Source organism: Acinetobacter sp. 1130196 (genome assembly GCF_000588095.1).
Lineage (GTDB): Bacteria > Pseudomonadota > Gammaproteobacteria > Pseudomonadales > Moraxellaceae > Acinetobacter > Acinetobacter nosocomialis.
Genome location: NZ_JFWX01000045.1, coordinates 1 through 18470 on the forward strand (window position 1 = coordinate 1; position 18470 = coordinate 18470).

15 protein-coding genes are annotated in these 18470 nt (G+C 38.1%); 7 read left to right on the forward strand and 8 right to left on the reverse strand.

The genetic code is table 11. The features are described from left to right. The 3 genes from J671_RS25430 to mtgA form a co-directional block, all read right to left on the reverse strand. Nucleotides 1-809 (reverse strand): IS5-like element ISAba27 family transposase gene (locus J671_RS25430; RefSeq protein ID WP_155765201.1). Its coding sequence is split into 2 segments (ribosomal slippage), with 808 coding nucleotides annotated over them: nucleotides 1-427 and nucleotides 429-809; the frame shifts between segments, so codons are not numbered across the junction. This gene is flagged as partial in the annotation. Nucleotides 810-1122: 313 nt separating this feature from the next. After that, nucleotides 1123-3201, reverse strand: a complete 2079-nt coding sequence (gene ppk1, locus J671_RS21045; protein WP_002054335.1) for a polyphosphate kinase 1 — start codon at nucleotides 3199-3201, stop codon at nucleotides 1123-1125. A gap of 104 nt (nucleotides 3202-3305) precedes the next feature. Beyond that, nucleotides 3306-3983 (reverse strand): monofunctional biosynthetic peptidoglycan transglycosylase, encoded by a 678-nt coding sequence (mtgA, locus tag J671_RS21050; protein WP_004710069.1) that lies wholly within the window; start codon nucleotides 3981-3983, stop codon nucleotides 3306-3308. Between the two features lie 76 nt (nucleotides 3984-4059). Between mtgA and J671_RS21055 the strand changes: the two genes are divergently transcribed. Continuing rightward, the gene (locus J671_RS21055) at nucleotides 4060-4869 is read left to right on the forward strand and encodes a rhomboid family intramembrane serine protease (RefSeq protein ID WP_004888233.1); all 810 of its coding nucleotides are present in this window, start codon (nucleotides 4060-4062) and stop codon (nucleotides 4867-4869) included. A gap of 1 nt (nucleotide 4870) precedes the next feature. Here J671_RS21055 and J671_RS21060 read toward each other — a convergent pair whose 3' ends face one another. Next, nucleotides 4871-7330, reverse strand: a complete 2460-nt coding sequence (locus J671_RS21060) for an ABC transporter permease (protein WP_031952378.1) — start codon at nucleotides 7328-7330, stop codon at nucleotides 4871-4873. A gap of 3 nt (nucleotides 7331-7333) precedes the next feature. Continuing rightward, entirely contained in the window at nucleotides 7334-8026 is a 693-nt protein-coding gene (locus J671_RS21065; RefSeq protein ID WP_004888235.1) for an ABC transporter ATP-binding protein, read from the reverse strand. A gap of 44 nt (nucleotides 8027-8070) precedes the next feature. Here J671_RS21065 and J671_RS21070 point away from each other — a divergent pair, with 44 nt between their 5' ends. After that, complete coding sequence (locus tag J671_RS21070) at nucleotides 8071-8694, forward strand: arylesterase (RefSeq protein ID WP_006581004.1); 624 nt, start codon at nucleotides 8071-8073, stop codon at nucleotides 8692-8694. 32 nt (nucleotides 8695-8726) lie between these two features. Here J671_RS21070 and J671_RS21075 read toward each other — a convergent pair whose 3' ends face one another. Beyond that, nucleotides 8727-9341 (reverse strand): carbonic anhydrase, encoded by a 615-nt coding sequence (locus J671_RS21075; protein WP_001141692.1) that lies wholly within the window; start codon nucleotides 9339-9341, stop codon nucleotides 8727-8729. A gap of 285 nt (nucleotides 9342-9626) precedes the next feature. Between J671_RS21075 and J671_RS21080 the strand changes: the two genes are divergently transcribed. After that, nucleotides 9627-10652, forward strand: a complete 1026-nt coding sequence (locus tag J671_RS21080) for an alpha/beta fold hydrolase (protein WP_004888237.1) — start codon at nucleotides 9627-9629, stop codon at nucleotides 10650-10652. A gap of 26 nt (nucleotides 10653-10678) precedes the next feature. Then, nucleotides 10679-11686: a hypothetical protein gene (locus tag J671_RS21085; protein ID WP_004888238.1), complete on the forward strand. Its 1008-nt coding sequence runs from the start codon at nucleotides 10679-10681 to the stop codon at nucleotides 11684-11686. Between the two features lie 23 nt (nucleotides 11687-11709). Here the strand turns inward: J671_RS21085 and J671_RS21090 are convergent, their stop codons facing one another. Both J671_RS21090 and nfuA read right to left on the reverse strand, forming a co-directional pair. Continuing rightward, nucleotides 11710-13974 (reverse strand): TonB-dependent siderophore receptor, encoded by a 2265-nt coding sequence (locus tag J671_RS21090; RefSeq protein ID WP_031983332.1) that lies wholly within the window; start codon nucleotides 13972-13974, stop codon nucleotides 11710-11712. Nucleotides 13975-14143: 169 nt separating this feature from the next. After that, nucleotides 14144-14782, reverse strand: coding sequence for a Fe-S biogenesis protein NfuA (nfuA, locus tag J671_RS21095; protein WP_002054458.1), 639 nt, complete (start codon nucleotides 14780-14782; stop codon nucleotides 14144-14146). Nucleotides 14783-14940: 158 nt separating this feature from the next. Here nfuA and J671_RS21100 point away from each other — a divergent pair, with 158 nt between their 5' ends. The 3 genes from J671_RS21100 (at nucleotide 14941) to J671_RS21110 (ending at nucleotide 18408) form a co-directional block, all read left to right on the forward strand. After that, nucleotides 14941-15558 (forward strand): rhomboid family intramembrane serine protease, encoded by a 618-nt coding sequence (locus tag J671_RS21100; protein WP_004710083.1) that lies wholly within the window; start codon nucleotides 14941-14943, stop codon nucleotides 15556-15558. Between the two features lie 169 nt (nucleotides 15559-15727). Next, entirely contained in the window at nucleotides 15728-17404 is a 1677-nt protein-coding gene (locus J671_RS21105) for an arylsulfatase (protein ID WP_006581217.1), read from the forward strand. Then, the gene (locus J671_RS21110; protein ID WP_004888241.1) at nucleotides 17401-18408 is read left to right on the forward strand and encodes a formylglycine-generating enzyme family protein; all 1008 of its coding nucleotides are present in this window, start codon (nucleotides 17401-17403) and stop codon (nucleotides 18406-18408) included. Before J671_RS21105 ends, J671_RS21110 begins: the two co-directional genes overlap by 4 nt. Nucleotides 18409-18470: the final 62 nt, after the last annotated feature.

Consider the following 18470-nt stretch of genomic DNA (forward strand, 5'->3'; position numbering starts at 1 on the left):
TCCGATTTACCAGTGCAGCGATTAAGTTAATGCGTAAACCGAATCTTTTCCGTCTATTTCGATAGCGTTCACTTAATATTCTAAATGTTTTCAATTGACTATTAATATGTTCGATCACAACTCGTATTTTTCCAATCATTTTATTGTACTTTTTCTCAACATCAAATAAGGGTAAATTCTTCTTTTTCTTTATTGGCATCAATAATTTAAAGCCATCTTGCTCTAATCCGTAGTACCCTAAATCGGTCATAACATATTTACAATGTTTGAATTTTTTAACCGTTCTTCTTGCCAATTTAATGTCATGCTGACTGCCATTCGATATATCTAGCCCTATGATTTGTTTGCTGTTCGGATGATAGATCACTTGTGCTTTTAGCGTATGTTTCTTCTTTTTACCACTGTAGAACTTACTCTGATTTTTTTTTCGGACGTTCTATTGAACATTCTGTCGCATCAATAATGACCCAGTTAAACTGTTCGTCTGCTGTGGTAATGCTTCGTTTTGGCAGAGTAAACCGTCTTGATTTCATCAATGCATCTTCAACCTTTTTAATGGTTCGATTCACATTACTTTCAGCGATATGGTAATTTGCAGCCAACTCCAATTGAGTGCTGTAATTCCGTAAGTAATTGAGTGTTAATAATAATTGATCCTCTATAGCTAAAGTATGAGGACGCCCAGATTTCTTTTTAAGTGATTCTACTTCTTTTAAAACTTCGATCATTTCACTAAAAACTGGTCGAGGTACACCAACCAAGCGCTGGAATTCAGAATCTGAAAAACGATTTAATTTCTGATATCTCATGAAATTTAGATTGAGGTGGTTTTTACTTTCGCAAGAGGTCTATTCTAATAAATAAACTTTTAATAAAGCCTTGCATATTATTCACTTACCAAAGTTAAGTATATTTAATGCCGCGTATTAAAGTAGATTTCACGTAATTTGTATATTTTTAAAATTCAATGTTTTATGTAAAGAATCACATATTTTTAAAACATATTGCGGTGTTTCAAATTATTATCGTATATCCTGCAACCATTTAAGAAATCATATTAAATTACTATGAATTTCAAATAATTAAAAAGCCGACACGAAGCCGGCTTTTTAATATTAAGTTTTATTTAAATGTTTCTAATAATTCTCTTTGAGCATTATGTAATTTTTCACCCTCAGCAGGCTGCGCACGTATCCAAGTACCATCCCCTTGTAATAACCAAGCTTGCTGGTTATCTTGCAAATAATTAAGAAGACCTTGCTGATAAATACGTTTTTTCAACGCAGGATCTTCAATTGGGAAACATGCTTCAACACGATTAAATAAGTTACGGTCCATCCAGTCAGCACTTGAACAATAAATGCGGGCATCACCATTATTACTAAAATAATAAACACGTGTATGTTCAAGGAAACGTCCTACAATTGAACGTACACGAATATTTTCCGATAAATTTGGTAAACCTGGACGTAAGCAACAAATCGAACGAATAATGAGATCTACCTGCACGCCAGCTTGAGAAGCTTCGTATAATTTATTAATGAGTTGAACTTCAGTTAATGCATTTACTTTCACAATAATTTGGGCTTTACGACCAGCCTTTGCATTGGCAATCTCTTCATCAATGAAATTGATGAGCTGAGCATGCAAAGTAAAAGGAGCATGGAGTAATTTTTTCAGTTTTGCCATTTTGCCCATACCAGTCAGCTCTTGGAAAATGCGGTGTACATCTTCACACAAGTCTTTATCGGTCGTCATGAGACCATAATCGGTATAGATACGGGCATTCATAGCATGGTAGTTACCTGTTCCTAAATGAACATAACGTACCAGTTTATTGTTTTCACGGCGTACCACCATAATCATTTTGGCATGTGTTTTATAACCCACAATACCGTAAACAACTACCGCCCCTGCTTCTTGAAGTACATTTGCCACTTCAATATTTGATTCCTCATCAAAACGGGCACGTAATTCAATGACTGCTGTTACTTCTTTTCCATTACGTGCAGCTTCGGCCAAGACTTGAACAATTTCAGAGTCCGCTCCACTGCGGTAAAGCGTTTGTTTAATTGCGAGCACCTGTGGGTCACGTGCTGCTTCACGGAGTAACTGAATAACAGGAGCAAATGATTCAAAAGGATGATGCAGTAAAATATCCTGCTTTTGCATAGCCGAGAAAATACTCTCGGTCTTTTTAAACACTTTCGGTACGACTGGCGTGTGTGAGTCGTAACGTAAATGAGGACGTTTAAAGTTTGAAACCAGACGGGCTAAGTTTACAGGGCCATCAACTTTGTATAGTTGTTCTTCGTTTAAGTCGAATTCTTCAAGCAAATATTCATAAATATGTTGTGGACAGTTGTGAGTTACTTCCAAACGAACTGCACGACCAAATCGTCGTGAACTTAATTCACCTTTTAAAGCTTTAGCTAAATCTTCAACGTCTTCATTGAGCGCCAAATCCGCATTACGAGTTACGCGGAATTGATAGCATCCAGTTGCAGTCATGCCAGGGAACAAGTCTGATACGTGTTCATGAATAATTGCGGACAGCATAACATGATGCTCTTTGCCACCCGTTAGTTCGTCTGGTAATCGTACAACACGTGGCAATGAACGCGGCGCTGGTACAACAGCTAAATCAATTTGACGGCCAAACGCATCTTTACCTTCTAAGGTCACAATAAAGTTTAAGCTTTTATTGACTAAGCGTGGAAATGGATGGGCTGGATCTAAGCTAATTGGTGTCAACACAGGTGCGACCTGTTCCTGAAAATACTTTTTCACCCACGCCGATTGAGCTGGTGTTAACTCCCCACGACGCAAGAAGCAAATATCTTCCTCACGAAGTTTAGGTAAAATTTCTTCGTTTAAAATACGATATTGACGTTCAATTGCAGCGTGAGCAGTTTCAGAGATTTTTTGTAAGACTTGTCTTGGTGTTAAGCCATCTGGACTTCGACTTTCATTACCTAGAGCATATTGCTCCATGACTCCCGCCACACGAATTTCAAAAAACTCATCTAAATTACGCGAAAAAATCAGTAAGAAATTCATTCGCTCTAATAGAGGATGTAAAGGGTCGACTGCCTGTTCCAATACACGCAAATGAAAGTCAAGAATAGACAACTCACGATTAATATAACGGTCGTTATAACTATATTCTGTTGGGGTCGTTGCTGTAATCGCTGTATTCATGTCTAAATCTATCTCTTTCCAACCAAAATCTCTGCAAAACAGTATGCTGCAAAATTATGTCAATTTTATAAAAATTAAAAAAATAACACATCTTTAAGACAGTGTTATTCAGGAATTGGGGTGCTATTCATATAACGTAAAATTACGCGTTTTCGATATTGTAGTTTACGATCATTGCGGTGATCTTGATAATATTTCGGATCAGGCAATAAGGCTGCTAAAAAAGCTGCTTGTTCGCGCGTTAAGCTTTTAGCACTTTTACCATAATAATATTGAGCAGCTGCTTCAACCCCATATAAATGTTTACCAAATTCAACCGAGTTCATATACACCTCAAGAATTCGGCGTTTTGACCACATGCGCTCCATCATCCACGTTGCTATCGTTTCTTGGCCTTTACGAATAAATGAGCGCTGATTATATAAGAACAAGTTCTTTGCAAGTTGTTGAGACACGGTAGAACCACCTGCGACAACTTCACCTTCTTCATTATTACGCTCTAGAGCAAAACGGATACCATCCCAGTCAAAGCCATGATGATGAATAAATTTTGCATCTTCGCCTGCCAAAATCGCATGTTTGAAATTGTCGCTAATATCATCATAGTCGAGCCATTCATGAACAATCGGCCGAGATGTATCTGACCAATAATCAATTCGCATAAACATGGTGGTATCAACTTCATGTGTACGCCACCAAACCAAACTTGAAAAGATCCAAAGCTGAATAAGGAGAATTGCCCCAATAAAAATTAACAACACGCGAACAATAAAAGCTTTCATGTTCGTCTTGATCTCCTGTATTCAACTTTTTTCATGTTAAGCTGTAAAGCATGTTCATATATAACAAAAGCATAGCATGACTCAAACTCAGCCTCCGCACATTAATCGTAAACTCAATGTACAAGCTTGGTGGCTGACCGCCCTACTGATCTCGATCAATGTAGGTTTGTTCATCTGGCAAATTGTATCTGGGGTGGACATAAGTGACCCAGCTATAAAAGATGCACTTCGCTGGGGAGCAGATTTTACACCACTTACTTTCTCTGGACAGCCAGAACGTTTATTTACCAGCATGTTTTTTCACTTTGGTATTATTCACCTTATGCTCAATATGTGGGCCCTATATATTTTTGGTAATGTCGCTGAAGCTTTATTTGGTCGCTTATATTTTATTGGTCTATATTTACTTGCAGGTTTGTTTGGTAGTCTTTTGAGTAGTTATATCAATATTCAAAATGGACATGAATTACTACAACATTTTGATCAAAGCTTACTTCCTCACGTAAGTGCAGGTGCATCGGGCGCTGTGATGGGATTAGGTGCAGCGTTAACCGTTCTTTCTTTATTTCCACCCTTGCCACATCAAGTCTACATACTTGATAAAAAAGCATTATTAATGATTATGGCCATTAACCTTATATTTGGTCTGGTTGCCACAGGTATTAATAATGCTGCACATGTCGGCGGTATGATTATGGGTGCCTTACTCGCACTCATTTGGTATTTAAGCTACCGCACTCAATTTAAAAGCCTCCTAAAATTCTTAGGGTTAGTGGGAGGACTTTTCATGACTGTCGGTTTCTATATTTACTGTAATCAGCTTAACTCACCATTACTTCCACTTTGGCATGAAGTTTTAATTCAGAATCCAGAAATACTGCCCTAACTTAAATCTGGTTCAACTCTCTTAAACTTTGTAGTGGCGGTAAATTACAAAGATAACCGAGTCTATATCGACCAATAAGAGCACAAAGTAACATCATGGCAAGCGGTAAAATTAACCATATTTCAATATGCCACTGTAAAGCCATATTCATTTTATAACTTGCAATTGCACTAATTACCTCGGCAAAACAGCAGGCAACAATGCCTGCTAACAGCCCTAAAAATCCAATTTCTAAACTGAGCATTTGCTTCATTTTATTTTTAGACAAACCAAATGAACGTAACAAAGCCACTTCCCGACGGCGTTCATCCATTAATAGATTTAAACAAGCAATTAAAACGAGTATTCCAGAGAAGCCAACTAAAGCTGCAAGCACAGTCACAATTTTAACCAAGACATTCATTAAGCGCTTTACTTCATCCAAAATACGGTCAACATCAATAAAAACCGTATTTGAAAATTGCTGAATCATATGGATCATTTTAGGTTGATCTTGTTTTGGCACATAAAAACTGCCCAAGTAACTACCAGCATTTTCATCTAAAGTTTTAGGTGAAAATATAAAGAAGAAGTTTGGGCTAAAACTTTCCCATTCAACATTTCTAAAATTCACAACTTTAGCCTGTAAAGTACCGTCTGGCAGGCTAAAAGTAAGCTTATCGCCAAGCTGGATACCTAGACTTTCAGCAGTTTTTGCCTCGACCGAAACTTGCCCTACAGCATTAAAAGTGGCCTGCCCCTTTGTAATGACATTGTCATTTGGCAATGTACTTGACTGAGTTAAATTTAATTCACGTCTTAAAGAATTATTTTGCTTGATCGCATCTTCAGAAAAAGGAATATCATTCTTTGCGAGTAATCGCCCCCGAACATTGGGATATAACGGTGTGCTTTGCCAACCATTTTGTTTTAATTGTTGCTCAAAAGCTTTTAAATCAAATGGAGGCAACCCGTATACAAACTGGTTTGGTGTACCCTCAGGTAACTGCTGTTGCCAGCGTTCTATTAAATCTGTTCTGAGCACGCTTAACACTGTAATAAGACTTAACCCTAAAGCCAAAGCAGTAATTTGTAAGGCACTTTGCGATGGTGAACGAATATAAAAAGACAAACGAGTTTTCATCTTTTTTAAACTACGAAGCACACCCCAAACAACGGTGTATAGCAAAATACAAAGAACGAAAATGGTAGCCAAAACTATAATGCTGAGCATTAAGTTTTCACTTAAAACTAAGCTAAAAATAACAAGACTGGTGATGCCTGCAAAAAACATAAAGAATAATGATTTTCGGGATTTTGCCTGTTCGCGAATAACTCGAATAGGTGGCGTATTTAACAATTCCCAAATGCTTGGCAAAATAAACCCAAGTAGCACAATTACACTGGTAAAAATGGCAATTGGTAAGGGACCAAGTAAAAATCCAACCACAGAAAAACTTAATTCCAGTTGTGGAATCAGTTGTAACATGAGCTCAAGTAAACCATAGCCCATCATTATTCCTAATAGACTACCAATCACAATTGAAATTACGCTGACTACGCAAAGTAGCCCAATATAGGCCCATAAAATTTGAAACTTGCTAGCACCAAAGCAACGTATTACAGCAATATGATCTTGGTTTTGCTGAACATAACGTTGGCTTGTTAAAGCAATGGCGATACCACACAATAAAATCGTTAAAATATTGGCCAATTGCAAAAAGGTATCTAGGTTTTCTAACGGACGTAATAATCTGCTATTTGATTCACTAGCATCGCGTAAACGCAACCCTATGGTTTCTTCCTGATCGTTTGCAGGTTGATGTTGTTGCTTAAATAGTTTACTAAAGTTCTGAACCTGTTCAGGCTGACCAGACATTAACAGTCGATAATCAATTCTACTGCCTGTTTGAATTGCATGGGTTCTAGCAATATCTGCTTGATGAATAATAACTGTGGGCGAAAAACCTGAAAAACCGAGTTCTTGATTTGAATCTCGCACAATTACGCCGCTAAAGTGAAATTGGGCATCTGCAATAGATACCGTATCGCCAAGTTTAACTTTAAGTAAATCAGCTGCTCTTTGACTTAGCCACACTTGACCAGGTTGAATACTCTGTGCACTAGGCTCAATCTCAAGTTTTCCTCTTAATGGGAACGCATGTTCTATAGCTTTCACATTGACCATGACAAACTGATCTTGAGTATGTGCCATTGAACTAAACATAGTCACATGAGTCTGCTTTAAGCCAATCTGTTCCGCCTTTTTTTGCCATTTAGTGTCTAGAGGTTCATTATTCGACAGAACCAAATCAGCTGCTAACATTTGCGAGGCTTGTAGGCTAACCGCATTTTTAACTTGGTCATTACTAAACTTAAGAGCCGTGGTCGCACTAATCGCAAGTGAAAGCGCAATGATGAGTAAATATAACCCTCCAGTGCGAAAGCTTTGTAGCAAAAGTGGCTTAAGTAGATTACGCATAGTCTAACCACCCTGTACTGTCTTTAAACAACCATCATTTAATTCAACATGACGCTGGCAAAGTCCAGCCAAATTGCGATCATGTGTGACCAAAATAAGCGTCGTACCGAGCTCTTTATTTAAATCAAAAAGTAGCCGTTCAATTTCTTGGGCTGTTTGACCATCTAGGTTTCCAGTAGGTTCATCTGCAAAAATAATTTGTGGTTCTGCAATAAGTGCCCGTGCAATTGCCACACGTTGCTGCTCACCACCAGATAAGACTTTAGGCGTTTGTTCCGCTTGACGACTTAAACCTACCCGATGCAACCAGTCTAAGGCCTTCTGCTCAGCAATTTTATAATCAAAATTTTTACGTAACCGAAGCGGCAACATCACATTTTCAAGCGCACTTAACTGCGGTAAAAGTTGGAAAGACTGAAATACAAAGCCAACATGCTGCATTCTGATCTGGGCGCGCTGTTCCTCCGTCAACTCATGAACAGGCTGACCACATAACCATACTTCGCCTTCAGACGGTTGGTCTAAAGTCGCTAAGATACCAAGTAAAGTCGATTTTCCTGAACCGGAACGTCCCGTAATGGCTACCTGCTCCCCTTCATAAATATCTAAATCGATATTTTTTAAAATCGTAAATTGATTTTGGTTAATATGAATAGTTTGTGTAACTTGATGGGCAGCAATGATAGGTTGTGGCATGATGGGGACAGTCCTATATATTTAGTATTCGGGTCGAAACACAAATGTATAAATCTTATTTGTCTGGTTCTAAAAGTCTCTTGCTCATCGCATTGAGCATGTTGCCTATGTTGGTCTCGGCCAAAACTATTTTAATTTTAGGAGATAGTATTAGTGCCGGTTACGGAATAGACCCTAAACAAGGTTGGGTACAATTACTACAAAAACGTCTAGACCAACAGTATCCCAAACAACATAAAGTGGTCAATGCAAGTATGAGTGGTGAAACCACAAGTGGCGCTTTGGCCAGATTACCTAAGCTTTTACAAACGTATAAACCCGAAGTCGTAGTTATTGAATTAGGTGGGAATGATGGTTTACGAGGTCAACCACCACAAATAATTCAACAAAATCTGTCGCAGCTCGTCCATTTAAGCCAACAACAAAAGGCGCAGGTTATTCTTTTTGGTATGAAGATTCCGCCTAATTATGGCACAGCTTATAGCAAAGCATTTGAAACCAATTATAAAACTGTAAGCCAAAAATATCAGGTGAAACTGCTACCGTTTTTCCTTGATGGCGTCGCTGGACAAAAACAACTAATGCAAAATGACTTGATTCATCCAAATGCCCAAGCGCAGTCAAAATTACTTAATTTAGCTTATCCATACATAAAAGGTGCCCTATAGGCACCTTTTAGTTTTAAATCTTTATAGACTGATTAGAAGTCAAAAAAAGTAACTTCACCAGTTTCTAATGAATACTCAGCACCAACAACAATCAACTCGCCTTTTGCAATCAGGTTCTCTAACACAGCCGAACCATGACGTAATTGATTGACCGAAGCAAAAACGTTTGAACGTACTGCATGACATGAAAGTTTTTTCAAATCATTTTTCAGATCAGTTTGCATTAAAATTTCAACTGATGGACGAACACGGTTCACAATCGACATTAAGTTAGATGATGGCGGATGATCAGGGTTCATCAACGTATCAATAGTCGCTTGAATCGCACCGCAATGACTATGTCCTAATACAACTACAACCGGACAATCATAACGTTCTGCCGCAAACTCAACACTACCAACTTGTGAAGGCGCAACAACATTACCAGCAACACGGATTACGAATAAGTCACCAAGACCTTGATCAAATACCATTTCTGCTGGTACACGAGAATCTGAACAGCCTAATACAATTGCAAACGGATTTTGATCCTTTGCCATTTCAGCGCGTTCATGATGCGATAAGGTTTTTGCAAGGGAAGTATTTCCATTTACAAATCGTTGATTACCTGCTTTCAAACGATCTAAAACTTCTTGCGCAGTAGGCATTTTATATTTCCATTGTTTTTTCAAGGTTAGAAATCATTTTAATGTGTCAAAATTTGAATGTCACTGACAAAAAATGAATCCTTTTCTAAGAAAATATTTTTAAAGCTTTAATGAGTTTTATAAGAAGGATAACCGCACAATTCCCTACTGTTTAGTGAAAAAATAGACATACTTTAGTTTATAGATTGACTATAATTTTCTTCATTCCAAACGTTTGGCAAATGACTCATTGGCAAAGTTTTTCAATAATTTTTCAAACTCGTTTAAGCTTCAAGGATGAAATGTATGATAAGGCTGTCCGCTCCAATTAAAGCCTCTATGAAAAAAACTGCTACTGCATTGACTCTAGCTTGTAGTTTGTTGTCAGTAACTAGTATTTCTCAAACGCAGGCAGCCGATAATATTGATGTCAGTTTTCAAACAATATTACAGCAAGAACGTAGCTGGGCCGGACTGCAAAGTAAAAAATTAAAAGTAGGTGATATTACTTGGTCATATAGTGAAGGTGGTTCAACCACAAAACCGACCTTGTTACTTATTCATGGTTTAGGTGGCAGCCGCGACAATTGGAATCGCATGGCGCATTACTTAACTACGAATTACCACGTGATTATTCCGGACTTACCAGGTAGTGGCGAAACTATCGTTACGCAAGACTTCGATTATTCGGTTCCGAACCTTGCTGAAAAATTACGCCGCTTTGTTGAAGCTGCAAATTTGAAGGGGCCTATTCATATTGCGGGGCACTCACTTGGCGGCTCAATTGCCCTACTTTATGCGGGACAATATCCATTTGAAACTAAAAGTCTATTTTTAGTTGATAGCGGTGGTATTTTCCGTTCTGCCAACACAATTTATCTCAAAGATCCTACCTATCTAAAACAACTGTTAGTCTCTAAAAAAGGTGACTTTAACTATTTGTTAAAACAAACCATGTTTAATCCTCCGTTTATTCCTAAAGAGTTCTTACAAGCTCAAGAAAAATTGATGATTAATCAGGCACCTCAAACACAAAAACTAGTTGATCAATTGATTGCACTCAATAAAGTCTATACTCCAGATTCATTTGCTGTACTTACCAAAACGATCGACGCGCCTACACTTATTTTATGGGGCAAACAAGATAAGATTATTAATGTAGAAGTGGCGAGTGAACTCAAACGACTTTTAAAAAATGCACAACCGCCAGTTATTTTAGAAAATGTAGGTCATATGCCGATTTTGGAAGCTGAACAACTGGTCATTCAACAATACGTACCATTTTTACTTAAAGTAGAATCGAATCAGTCAGTAAAAACGGCAACACCTTAAATAAAACTCCGGACTTGTGAGACCTTATGTCTACCCAACCAATTATTGAAAAACTTATTGAAGCTCATCTAGATTTTTTAGATGAGCAATTTGTTCAGGCTCAGGTGATTCAACAAGAGTTTGAACAGTTTTACCATTGGTTGGGGAGTCGGCAATTACAACACCTTTGGACTTTTGAACAGATTCAACATCTCATTCAAAAGCAGATTTTAGATACCCCCGCTTCTGATTTTCTGATCGAACAAATTGCAGAGCATATACGCTTCGCCCTGATTCATCCTGCAAATGAGACGGCAACAGTTGAAGATGTTATTCCTGTTTTAACGATTGACCGCATTGCACAGTATGTTGCAAGTAAAGAAGAGCATCGTAAAAAACTGATTAAAACAATTGTAAATAATCCAGCTTTTTCAGCTCTTTTGACTCAGTTGATTCAACAAACAATGCATGATTATTTAGATGAATCAATGTCAAAACGCGTGCCAGGTGTAGGACGCTTCATGAAAATGGGTAAATCAGTATTAGAAACAGTGACCGATTCTAATCTGGACGATACCATTAACCATTATTTGCAAAAGAATATTTTAAAACTTAGCCAAATGAGTGAGCGCGTTTTAAACCAACATTTTGACAATGATAAGCTCTATCATTTTCAGGCAAATGTTTGGCACAAAGTTAAAACTATGCCACTTGCTGTTTTAAAAAATTATGTAGAAGTTCAAGATTTAACAAAAACTGTAGGTCTAGGGCATGAAATCTGGGACCACATTCGTCAAACCGATTATCTAAAACAGCAAGTCCACGATGGTATCTATACTTGGTATGTCCGTAATCAGGAACGTAGTTTTGACTTACTACTCCGTGACCTCAATATTGATGAAAGTTTGGTGAAGCATGAACTCACCGACTTGCTTGTACCCGTATTACAACAACTCGTTACAACAGGACATTTAAGACGCCGTGCCCGTGTGTATTTAGAGAAGTTTTATTATTCTGAAAAAGCTTTAGATATTTTAAATAACAAAGGCGCTTGAAGCGCCTTTGTTACTTTTATTGATTAGAAAGAATATTTTAAAGAAGCGTAATAAGCTCGACCTGGCTCATTATAAGTTTGGCTAATAGAATTACTGTCTCTTAAAATTTGTTTATCAAATAGATTACTTACACCAACGCGTGTACTTATATTGTCTGAAAATTTATAACCGACATTAATTCCAGCAATACTATAGCTTTTTACAGTACTTGGCTTAAGCGCAGAATTCGCACCTCCTGAACCTATACCAGATTCAAGTCTATTTTCTGCAAACTGGCGTGATTTTTGACGACCATATTGAGTAAATACAAAATTTACATCTAACTGATCCGTAATGTCATAATCAAAAATTGAGTTAATCGTATAGTTTGGTACTAAAGATAATGGGTTCCCTGTTTGTTTATCTTTCGAGTCCATCATATAAGTAAAGTTGTTAGTCCAGCGGATATCACCAAAGTCTAATCCTAAGCTTCCCTCAAAACCTTGAATTAGAGCTTTAGGCGTATTTTCCCAACGCAGAATATTCCACTTCGTATTCGTCACAGCTCCTGTATTTGCATTGGTACTTGAACCATCAACTGTTCCGACAACATTTGTCCCAGCCACAATTTTATCTTTATAGTCATTACGGAACCAAGTTAAGCTCGCATTCACAATATCTTTTTGGAACTGAATACCGAGCTCTTTGTTTACCGATGTTTCAGGTTTTAAATCGCCATTACCTTGTAACAAACAATGTGACTCAATATTGGCTGGACAACCATTACCATTTGTACTTAATAAATACCCTTCGGCATTTTGATACATATTTGGTGCTTTATAAGCTTTTGCTACCCCACCTTTTAAAGTGAAATAATCGTTAAGTCTTTGGGTAATATTTAAGCTTGGGCTCCAGTTAGAACCAGATTTACTATGGTCATCAAAACGTAAGCCTAATACAACATCTGTGCTGTCTGTAACTTTCAGGTTATCTTCAATATATGCAGAAGCAATACGTGATTCCATTTTACTACGATCACCTTTCGCCAATTGATCGCCATAACCTGAACCACTGCTGTCTTTACCTTGATTTGTCGAGACATTATCTTTAAATCTGTCTTCAACCCATTCCGTACCTACAGTTAATACTTGGGGTACATAGTATTCGAAAGGAATATTAGCCTCACCGTTAAAGCGAAGAGTTTCTAAACGTGAGGTGGCTTTATCATCAAGGTTATTAATTTTTCCTTCTACACTCCCCGCCAAGCCTTCGGGTAGACGTTTGTTATGCGTTTTATCATATTGAGCAACGAGTTTACTCTTACCCCAAGACCAATCGCCCTCGTGCGTTACCGCATAGCTATCACGATACATGGTATTGGTTTCTTTACCGATGAGCTGCGAAAGAATCGCATCTGCTTCTGCGTTTGCATTTAACTGAGAGTCACCAGAATAAATATTACCTTGTTTGCTAGAAGAAACATCGAACAAGACAGTTTGTTGGTCTGTTGCCTGCCAAGCTAAACGGCCTGAAATATCTTTATTTTTAACACCTTCACGGCCAGCTGCTGTACTGCCAATAGATTTATTAATATCAACATCGTCAGCTTCCGTTTTATTGTAATTACCATATAAACGATAAGACAAAACGTCTTTAATTAATGGCCCACTTACATTAAAACCAACACGATTTGATGAACCTTCTTTGGAGTCTTCAGGCTGTGAAGTATAAAACTCTACTGAACCATGAGTTTCATTAGTTACTTTTTTAGTAATGATGTTAACCACACCACCAGCAGCACCTGAGCCATATCGAGCAGCTGCTGGTCCGCGTAAAACTTCGATCGACTCGATTGCTTCTGCTGGTACCCAGTTTGAGTCGCCTCGTGTATCACGCTCTCCTTCCCAGCCATAACGGACTGAGTTACGAGAGTTAATTGGTTTACCGTCCACTAAAATAAGTGTGTTTTCAGGCCCCATTCCACGAATATCAATTTGTCTATTATTACCACGCTGCCCTGTTGCGCTATTGCCTGTCAGGTTGACACCTGGCATACGACGTACATAGTCAGAAATATCATTACGAACTGGTAGTTTTTCTAAATCTTCTTTGGTAATAACCGATACACCAAGCGATTGCTTCACTTGCTCTTCCGCTGTTACGAAAATTGTTTCCAATTTCACAGGTTCAGCAGGCTTTTCTAATGTTTGTTCAGCTTGTTCTTGCTCATTTTGTGCGGCAAAAGCCATAGACATCATACTTGCCAGTACTGAAACAGAAAGCACTGACTGGATAATACGCTTCGACATAAGTATTCCCAATATATTGATTTATTAAACATCTCTCATTTTCTGTTTCGCATTGTAACAAAGATAAATAAAATTACAAATGATATTGATAATAATTATCATTATTCATATTGAGTAATAAAAAAACCTCATTTCGAGGCTTTTTTATTTCACTTTTCAAATAATTTAATTATTTGAAATAAGCACCTTCTGCTTGCGTATGGTCTGTTTGGTCAACTACACGTTGTAGTTCAGGAATGTGCTCTCTTAATGTTGTTTCTACACCTTGTTTCAAGGTTACATCAATTGCAGAACAACCTTGGCAACCACCACCGAACTTCAATACAGCAGTTAAGCCATGTTCAGGATCATCTTGCACTTCAACTAAGCTACAGTTACCGCCGTGTCCTGCAAGACCTGGATTAATTTCCGCTTGAAGTACATAAGTAATACGCTCTTCAATTGATGCATCTGGCCCTACACGCGGCACTTTAGAGTTTGGTGCACGGAAAGTTAGCTGACCACCGAAACGATCTTTGTTGTAGTCAATAACAGCGTCTAAAAGATATGGAATAGACGGCGCATCAATGTATGCAGGGAAATCAGGATAGTCCTGTTTATAGTCCGTTGGCACCACTTCTTCTGGTGCACTATATGCCATACAGCACTCTGCACGTGGTGTACCCGGATGTTCAACAAAAATTCGAACGCCAATTCCCGGAGTATTTTGCTTCGCCAATAATTCGTGCAAATACTCTTGTGCAGATGGTGTAATCAAAAGGTTCGGAATTTCTTCTGCAACAGCAGTGTTGGTGTTCTCAGTCGACATAACAATATTCCTCAAGCTGATGCCTTTATATTAACCGAAGATGAGGTGGATTTAAAAAAAATCAACTAAATTTGTCGGATTTATACACAACGGGGTTTCAAGTTGTATTTTTAATGGCATTATTGACCTCAGTATCGATCATTTTTTAAATATTTCTTATGTTGCATTTGCCGTTTAACCATACCATTACCCTTATTATTATTACGGTCATTATCTCTTTACTTGCTTTTAGCAATCAAAACGTTATGAACCGCCTAATCTTTTGGCCGCCTGCGATGCAACGTGGACAATTTGATCGCTTCATCACACATGGCTTTATTCACGCAGATGGTACTCATTTACTCTTTAATATGATTACCCTGTTTTTCTTTGGTAGCATCATTGAAAGTTTTTATCGCCAATATTTCTACGACATGGGCTTTGTCTTGTTCTATTTGGGCGGGTTAATTTTTGCGATTTTACCAAGCTATCTACAACATAAAAATGATGCAAACTGGGCAAGTCTTGGAGCTTCAGGGGCAGTATCTGCTGTTCTATTTGCCTATATCCTGTTTCAGCCATGGAAACTTATTTTTGTATTTTTTATTCCAGTACCCGCTATTATTTTTGCAGTTCTCTATGTTGCTTATAGCATTTGGGCAGGTAAACGTGGCAATACACATATTAATCATAGTGCCCATTTATGGGGAGCAGCTTACGGCGTAATTGTAACAATTTTGATTGAACCGCGAGTGATTCCACATTTCTTAGATCAGCTTACCCGCTTACCGTTTTAAACTTAATATTTTTGAAAAGCCCGATATGGGCTTTTCTTTTTTTCTCATTTATTTATCACGATAAATTCTCAGATATTTTTCTGATTTTCTTTGATCAATTCCTTGTTTTGATTGCAAAAACCATCTGATTAAACTCAAGCACAATTCTTTTAATAATTCAGATGATACAATGAAGTACAAAGCTCTTTTATCTAGTCTTTCAATTGCATTATTTAGCTTATCTTTAGCTGGCTGTAACGATAATGATTCACAAGAAACCACGGTAAGTACTCCAAAGCAGCCCAATATTTTATTTATTATGGCCGATGACTTAGGCTATTCAGATTTAGGAGCATTTGGTGGTGAAATTCATACGCCTAATATTGATAGTTTGGCGCAAGAAGGTCGACTTTTAACGGATTATCATACTGCACCCACTTGTTCCCCTACTCGCTCGCAGCTTATTTCAGGAACTGATCATCACCTAGCAGGCATAGGTGCTATGGCAGAGCTTACACCAGACCATTTAAAAGGCCAACCAGGTTACGAAGGCTATTTAAATGAACGCTCTTTATCAATTGCGCAGGTGCTCAAAGACAATGGTTATCGGACATATATTAGTGGTAAATGGCATTTGGGGCTAACCCCTGAAACCAACGCACATGCCAAAGGTTTTGATCATTCATTTACCTTATTACAAGGTTTAGACCATCACTTTAAACAAGCTCCAAGCGCGTTTAAACGAAATTCAACCTATACCGAAGATGGGCAAATTATTCCAATTTCAGCATTACCTGATGACTTTTTCTCGACCAATTATTTTACCGATAAATTGCTGAGCTATTTAGAGTCAGGTAAAAATAGCGGTAAGCCATTCTTTGCTTATGCTGCCTATACAGCACCTCACTGGCCTATACAGGCTCCAGCAGAATACCGTGAAAAATATCGTGGCGTTTACGATGTCGGTTATGACGCCATTAGAAAAGCACGTATAGCACGTCAAAAACAGCTTGGAATTATTCCAGCAAATTTTGAAGCAGCAGAACCAATCGCCACTCAAAATGCACCACAAAAATATGGAAAATGGGAGGAGTTAACAGCTGAGCAGAAAGCACTTGAAGCCCGTAAAATGGAAATCTACGCAGGTATGGTAGAAAATCTTGATGCAAATGTAGGCCGAATTATCCAATACCTAAAACAAAATAATCTTTATGAAAATACTTTAATTTTCTTTGTTTCTGACAATGGTGCAGAAGGTTTCATTCGTGGTGGGTATGGCAGTGAATCTGGTTTTGATAACTCTGTAGCAAACGTAGGCACCCCTACTTCTTACCACTATATTGGACCACGTTGGGCTGAAGTCAGCGCGGCACCTTTTCATTTATGGAAAGATACAGCTGGCGAAGGTGCAACTACAGCTCCTGCTATTGTGAAATTACCAAATCAGAAAAAAGCTGAAGAAACCAATCATAGCTTCGCATCTGTACTCGATGTTTTTCCAACATTATTAGATTATGCCCATATTCCGGTACCTCAAGGACAATATAAAGGCCGAACCATTAATACACCAAGTGGTTACTCTTGGAAGTCTGTACTTGAAAATAAATCACAAACTATCCGTCCAGCTAATTTCAGCTTTGCCGATGAATTACACGGTAGTAAATATGCTAAACAAGGCGAATGGAAAATTGCACTTCAAGGACGCCCTGAATTAGGATCAGGTTCTTGGGAACTCTATAACATTGCTACTGATCGTGGTGAAAATCATAATGTTGCGCAGCTTTACCCTGCAAAAGTACAAGAGTTGCTCTCGGTTTATCAAAAATACACCGAACAAAATGGCGTACAGGAATATAACGCCAAATGAAATTGAAACTGGTTCTAAGCACTACAATCAGCCTGTTATTCATCACAGGCTGTAGTAAGTCTGAACATAGCTCTGACACAAAAACAGTTTTACCAAAGCAAGCCACCTCATCGGCTGCTTTGGGTTCTATCGAACAGTGTAAAAGCTATACAGGGCTTCCTACAAACTGGCTTAAAAATAAAACCGCAGGTATGGTATTCATACCAGATGGACAATTTAATTTTGGTTCTGAAAAAGCTTATCCAGATGAACTTAACTTTGGGAAAAAACAACGGGAAGTTAAAGGTTTCTGGATTGATCAAACTGAAGTCACTGTTGCTCAATTCGCAAGTTTTGTGAAGGCAACTGGTTATATTACCGATGCTGAAAAACAAAAACAGGCTGCTGTTTTTACTCCAGATCCACGTCATCCCCAACAATGGTGGCAACTCAAATCAGGATATACATGGAAAACTCCAAATGGCAAAAATGGAGCTCTCCCTCATCCTCATGAGCCTGTAAGATACGTAACGAAAAATGATGCTGAACATTATGCAGTTTGGCTAGGACGTGATTTACCAACAGAATTAGAATGGGAATACGCCGCTAAAGCAAACTCAAAAACTGACACACCTTTACACCAAGCACCTACCGATGAACATCAGCATCCACAAGCAAATTACTGGCAAGGCACATTCCCTTTTGAAAATTTGAATCACGACCATTTTACTGGTGTTGCTCCTGTCGGCTGTTTTAAATCCAACGGCTTTAAGCTATTCGATATGATTGGAAATGTTTGGGAATGGACATCCTCTCCCTATCAAGGTGCGCATGATCAACATATGGGTAATTATTCTGATTTAAGACAAAAAGAAATGAGCAGCACTCAATATGTGATTAAAGGGGGCTCATTTTTGTGTGCTGAAAATTACTGTTCACGTTACCGTAATAGTAGTCGCTACCCACAAGATTTTGATTTAGCCGCTACTCATGTAGGTTTTCGTACAATTTTACGTACGCCTTAATCGCTAAAAAAACTAGTTTAGAGTGTTGATATTTCTTAACCAAAAATAGATCGAAAAACAAT

Bases quoted from the DNA above. Each gene is read 5' to 3' on its own strand.
- ppk1 (WP_002054335.1), bottom strand. From the start codon at position 3,201: ATGAATACAGCGATTACAGCAACGACCCCAACAGAATATAGTTATAAC.
- mtgA (WP_004710069.1), bottom strand. From the start codon at position 3,983: ATGAAAGCTTTTATTGTTCGCGTGTTGTTAATTTTTATTGGGGCAATT.
- J671_RS21055 (WP_004888233.1), top strand. From the start codon at position 4,060: ATGACTCAAACTCAGCCTCCGCACATTAATCGTAAACTCAATGTACAA.
- J671_RS21060 (WP_031952378.1), bottom strand. From the start codon at position 7,330: ATGCGTAATCTACTTAAGCCACTTTTGCTACAAAGCTTTCGCACTGGA.
- J671_RS21065 (WP_004888235.1), bottom strand. From the start codon at position 8,026: ATGCCACAACCTATCATTGCTGCCCATCAAGTTACACAAACTATTCAT.
- J671_RS21070 (WP_006581004.1), top strand. From the start codon at position 8,071: ATGTATAAATCTTATTTGTCTGGTTCTAAAAGTCTCTTGCTCATCGCA.
- J671_RS21075 (WP_001141692.1), bottom strand. From the start codon at position 9,341: ATGCCTACTGCGCAAGAAGTTTTAGATCGTTTGAAAGCAGGTAATCAA.
- J671_RS21080 (WP_004888237.1), top strand. From the start codon at position 9,627: ATGATAAGGCTGTCCGCTCCAATTAAAGCCTCTATGAAAAAAACTGCT.
- J671_RS21085 (WP_004888238.1), top strand. From the start codon at position 10,679: ATGTCTACCCAACCAATTATTGAAAAACTTATTGAAGCTCATCTAGAT.
- J671_RS21090 (WP_031983332.1), bottom strand. From the start codon at position 13,974: ATGTCGAAGCGTATTATCCAGTCAGTGCTTTCTGTTTCAGTACTGGCA.
- nfuA (WP_002054458.1), bottom strand. From the start codon at position 14,782: ATGTCGACTGAGAACACCAACACTGCTGTTGCAGAAGAAATTCCGAAC.
- J671_RS21100 (WP_004710083.1), top strand. From the start codon at position 14,941: ATGTTGCATTTGCCGTTTAACCATACCATTACCCTTATTATTATTACG.
- J671_RS21105 (WP_006581217.1), top strand. From the start codon at position 15,728: ATGAAGTACAAAGCTCTTTTATCTAGTCTTTCAATTGCATTATTTAGC.
- J671_RS21110 (WP_004888241.1), top strand. From the start codon at position 17,401: ATGAAATTGAAACTGGTTCTAAGCACTACAATCAGCCTGTTATTCATC.